Annotated in this window: 4 protein-coding genes and 1 pseudogene; all 5 read right to left on the bottom strand. The window is 62.2% G+C overall.

The genetic code is table 11. The features are described from left to right. On the bottom strand, positions 1 to 401 hold a 401-nt coding region (locus tag EOB59_RS27765; protein WP_164895769.1), incomplete at its 3' end, for an ABC transporter ATP-binding protein. 4 nt (positions 402 to 405) lie between these two features. Further along, positions 406 to 1,350 (bottom strand): carbohydrate ABC transporter permease, encoded by a 945-nt coding sequence (locus EOB59_RS27760; RefSeq protein WP_023810088.1) that lies wholly within the window; start codon positions 1,348 to 1,350, stop codon positions 406 to 408. Then, positions 1,347 to 2,303 carry a sugar ABC transporter permease gene (locus EOB59_RS27755; protein WP_024502750.1) on the bottom strand — a complete coding sequence of 319 codons (957 nt, stop codon included), beginning with the start codon at positions 2,301 to 2,303 and terminating at the stop codon, positions 1,347 to 1,349. Before EOB59_RS27755 ends, EOB59_RS27760 begins: the two co-directional genes overlap by 4 nt. A 102-nt stretch (positions 2,304 to 2,405) precedes the next feature. Then, positions 2,406 to 3,659 (bottom strand): ABC transporter substrate-binding protein, encoded by a 1,254-nt coding sequence (locus EOB59_RS27750; RefSeq protein WP_128289699.1) that lies wholly within the window; start codon positions 3,657 to 3,659, stop codon positions 2,406 to 2,408. A 57-nt stretch (positions 3,660 to 3,716) separates the two neighbouring features. Continuing rightward, a pseudogene (locus EOB59_RS27745) lies at positions 3,717 to 4,708 on the bottom strand (aldehyde dehydrogenase family protein); the annotation flags it as partial.

Here is a 4,708-nt window from a genome sequence, read left to right as displayed (position 1 = left end):
AGTTGGCTCGGCTTGCGCTGCAAGAGGTGGCCGATCTGCAGCACCTTGGCCACCTTGTCGATCGCCTTCTGGCGCTCCGCCGCCGGCACGCCGCGCATCTCCATGCCGAAGGAGATGTTTCCGGCCACCGTCATGTTGGGGTAGAGCGCGTAGCTCTGGAAAACCATGGCGATGTCGCGCTTGGAGGGGTGCAGATCGTTGATGGTGCGGCCGTCGACACGGATTTCGCCCGAGGTGATCGTCTCCAGGCCGGCGATGGTGTTGAGCAAGGTCGACTTGCCGCAGCCGGAAGGGCCGACCAGCACCAGGAAGCCGCCTTTCTCGAGCTCGACATCGATCCCCTTCAGGATCTCGACCTGGCCGAAGCGCTTCCTCAAACCATCAATTTCCAGAAAAGCCATCGGATTATCCTTTGACGGCGCCCGCCATCAGACCGCGCACGAAATAGCGGCCGGCGAGCACATAGACGAGAAGGGTGGGCAGTGCCGCGATCATCGCGGCGGCCATGTTGACGTTGTATTCGACGACGCCGGTCGAGGTGTTGACGACATTGTTGAGCGCCACCGTCATCGGCATCGCATCGCCGGTGCCAGCGTAAGCCGAGGCGAACAGGAAGTCGTTCCAGATGTTGGTGAACTGATAGATGACGGTAACGACGAAGATCGGCATCGAGTTCGGCAGCATGATGCGGCGGAAGATCTGGAAGAAGGATGCGCCGTCGACCTGTGCCGCCTTGACCAGTTCGGTCGGGAACGCCTCGTAGTAGTTGCGGAAGAACAGCGTGGTGAAGCCGATGCCGTAGACGACGTGGACGAAGACGAGGTTGACGGTCGGATTGCCGAGGCCAAAGCTGGTTCCCGTTGCATTCTGCAGCGTGACGCCGAAGCGGCCGAGGCTGCCGAGGATGGTCGCCATCGGGAGCAGCACCGACTGGAACGGGATGAAGCAGGCGAACAGCATCAGCCCGAACACCAGCGTTGCCCCGCGAAAACGCCATTTGGTCAGCACGTAGCCGTTGAGCGCGCCGAGCATCGTCGAGATCAGCACGGCCGGGACCACCATCTTGATGGAGTTCCAGAAATAGCCCTTGATGCCGGCGCAGGTGAGGCCGACGCAGGTCTCGCCCCAGGCCTTCAGCCAGGGATCGAATGTCGGTGCCCTGGGCAGCGCCAGCATGTTGCCGTTCTGGATCTCGTCCATGGTCTTGAACGAGGTCACCAGCATGACGAACAGCGGCATCAGATAAAATAGCGCAAACAGCGCCAGCAGCCCGTAGATGACGATGCGGTTGATAACCTTGACGTTGACGCCGCCAGAGGCCTGGCGGGCGGGAGTGGTGACGGCGCTCATCGCGGTTTCTCCCGCAGTTCCGAATAGAGATAGGGCACGATGATTGCGACGATGGTCATCAGCATGATCACCGCACTGGCCGAGCCGACGGCCATTTCGTTGCGCTTGAACGTGTACTCATACATGAAGTTGGACGGCAGCCAGGCCGATCCACCGGGCCCGCCGCTGGTCAGTGCGACCACGAGATCGTAGGACTTGATGGCGAGATGCGCGAGCACGATGAAAGCCGACAGGAAGATCGGCCGCAGCAGCGGGATGACGATGCGGCGGTAGAGCTGGAAGGTGGTGGCGCCGTCGATCTGCGCCGCCTTCATGATCTCGCCGTCGATGCCGCGCAGGCCGGCCAGGAACATCGCCATGATGAAGCCGGAGGCCTGCCAGACGCCGGCAATGACCACCGTGTAGATGACGAAATCCTTGTTCTTGATCCAGTCGAAATGGAAGCTCGTCCAGCCCCATTGATGCAAGGTCTGCTCGAGGCCGAGGCCGGGATCGAGGAACCATTTCCAGGCGACGCCGGTGACGATGAAGGACAGCGCCATCGGGTAGAGATAGATCGGCCTCAACACGCCTTCGCCGCGGATCTTCTGGTCGAGCAGGATGGCCAGGAACAGGCCGAGCGCCAGGCAGATTGCGATGTAGAGGAAACCGAAAATACCCATATTGGTGATCGACGTGTACCAGCTCGACGGGGGGTCGGTGTCGAAGGTCCAGCCCCACAGCCGCTGATAGGCGCGCGAGCCGGTCAGGACATAGGACGGGAAGGTCTTGGAATTGGTGAAGGACAGATAGATCGTCCACAGGATGAAGCCGTAGACGAAGACGATGGTGATAGCGAAGCTCGGCGCCAGCACGATCTTCGGCAATGCGTCCTGCAGGCGTGAGCGCACCGAGGCGCGTGGCCGCGCATGCTCCGGCGTCAGCTTGATCTGGCTTGTCGCTACCGTGCTCATGGGGCTCCTCCCGTCGACTCGCGGCCAACCAGCTTCGCGGATCTAAGTTCGCGGATCTGGGCCTTCCCCGCCGGAGCGGGGAAGGCATTTTTGGCGTGGCGCTTACTTGGCGTCGTCGATCGCCTTGACCAGCTCGGTCACGGCTTCGTCCGAGGTCTTGATCTGACCATGGACGAATTTGGAGACGACATCCTTATAGGCATTGGCGACCGCCGGGGGCGCGCCATAGCCCTGGGCCAGCGAGCCGAACAGCGTGCCGCCTTCGTTGGCTGCCTTCAGGTCGGCGATGCCCTTCTTGCCGCAAGCGTCGAAGTCGGTGTCCGGAACGTCGGTACGGGCCGGGACCGAACCCTTGACGACGTTGAAGGCCGACTGGAAGCTCTTCGACAGGGTGGCGGTGGCCAGCGCGACCTGGGCGGCCTTGCGGTCGTCCGGAACGTTGAACATGCCGAACATGTCGGAGTTGTAGATCACCGAGCCGTCGGTGCCCGGGAAGCGATAGCACAGGAAGTCGGTGCCCGGCGTTTTCTTGGCGGCGTTGAACTCGCCCTTGGCCCAATCGCCCATGACCTGCACCAGGGCATCGCCCTTGATGACCATGGCGGTGGCAAGGTTCCAGTCGCGGCCGGAGAAGTTGGGGTCGACATAGGTGACGAGCTTGGCCAAATTGTCGAACGACTTCTTCATCGTGTCGGACTTCAGGGATGCGTCATCGAGGTCGTTGAAGGCCTTCTTGTAGAACTCGGGTCCGCCGGTCGACAGCACGACCGAGTCGAACATGGTGGCTTCCTGCCAGTTCTGGCCACCGAGAGCGAGCGGGATCACGCCTGCCGCCTTGGCCTTGTCGAGCAGGGCAACGAAGTCGTCGAAGGTCTTCGGCTCGGTGCCGCCGATCTTGTCCAGGACGTCCTTGTTGATCCACAGCCAGTTGACCGAGTGAACGTTGACCGGCGCCGCGACCCACTTGCCGTCATAGACCGAAAATTTCTGCAGGGCTGCCGGAACGGACTTGTCCCAGCCTTCTTTCTTCGCCGTTTCGGTCAGGTCGCCCATGACGCCGGCGGCCGCATAGTCGAGCACGGTGTAGCCGAGCATCTGCGAGGCGGTCGGATAATTGCCGGCCGCGACCATCGCCTTCAGCGCGGTCATGGCGGCGTCGCCGCCGCCGCCGGCCACCGGCACGTCCTTCCAAGCGTAGCCTTCCTTGGCCAGATCACCCTTGAGGACGTTGAGAGCAGCCGCTTCGCCGCCCGACGTCCACCAATGCAGCATCTGCACTTCCTTGACGTCCTCGGCGTGGGCCGCGAAAGCCAGGCCGGATACGAGAGCGGTTCCGATAAGCAGTTTGCGCAACATGTACTACCTCCCTTGTTGCATTACACGACCGGTGAAGCCCACCGGGTTCTTCTCAACTCAGCCGACCCACCATCCGGTGCGCTGGCCGCGATGAAACTGAATTGTCTTTTCCTCGGTATAGTCCTCGACGGCGCGTTTGCCGAGTTCGCGTCCGAGACCGGACTGCTTGTAGCCTCCGAAAGGCAGCTCGGGTAACCTTCCATGAATGTGTTCACCCAAACGGTTCCCGAACGCACTCCACGCGCGACCGACATGCAAGTGTCGATGCTGGCGCTCCACACGCCCGCCGACAAACCATAGGGCGTGTTGTTGGCGATGTGCAACGCCTTTTCAATCGATTCAAAAGTCAGCACCGAGAGCACCGGACCGAACACTTCCTCGCGCGCTATGGCCATCTCCTCGGTAACGCCGCGGATGATGGTGGGATCAAGATATTGGCCGACATTGGAGGCCAATTGCTTGCCTCCGCTGTAAACCTGGCTGCCGTCGCCTTCAGCGGCAGAAACATAGCCGGCCACCTTCTTCAGATGGTCGGACGAGATCATCGCGCCGACCTTGGTTTGGTCATCGAGCGGATCGCCGACCGTGACCCTGGCCGTGAGCGCCTTGACGGCGCCGAGAAAATCGTCGGCGATCGCCTCGTGCACGATCAGCCGGCTCCCGGCATTGCAGCATTCGCCGGCATTGAAGAAGCCGCCGAACACCGCCGCGTCGGCGGCCGCTTCGAGGTCGGCGTCGGGGAAGACGATCTGGCCGTTCTTGCCGCCGAGTTCCATCGAGACTTTCTTCAGCGACTGCGCGGCGGACGCCATCGTCATCTTGCCAACGCGGGTGGAGCCGGTGAACGAGACCATCTCGACCAGTGGGTGGCTGACCATCGGCGCACCGACATCGGCGCCAAGCCCGGCCAGGATATTGACGACGCCGGCGGGCAGGCCGGCCTGCATCAGGATATCGCCGAGCACAAAGGTCGAGGCCGAGGTCATTTCGCTCGGCTTGACCACCGCCGTGCAGCCGGCGGCGAGCGCGAAGGGGAGTTTCTGGCTGAC

The organism is Mesorhizobium sp. M7A.F.Ca.MR.176.00.0.0, from assembly GCF_004023165.1.
GTDB lineage: Bacteria > Pseudomonadota > Alphaproteobacteria > Rhizobiales > Rhizobiaceae > Mesorhizobium.
The sequence above is the reverse complement of the archived record's forward strand: the minus strand, read 5'-3'. Positions and strand labels throughout refer to the sequence as shown.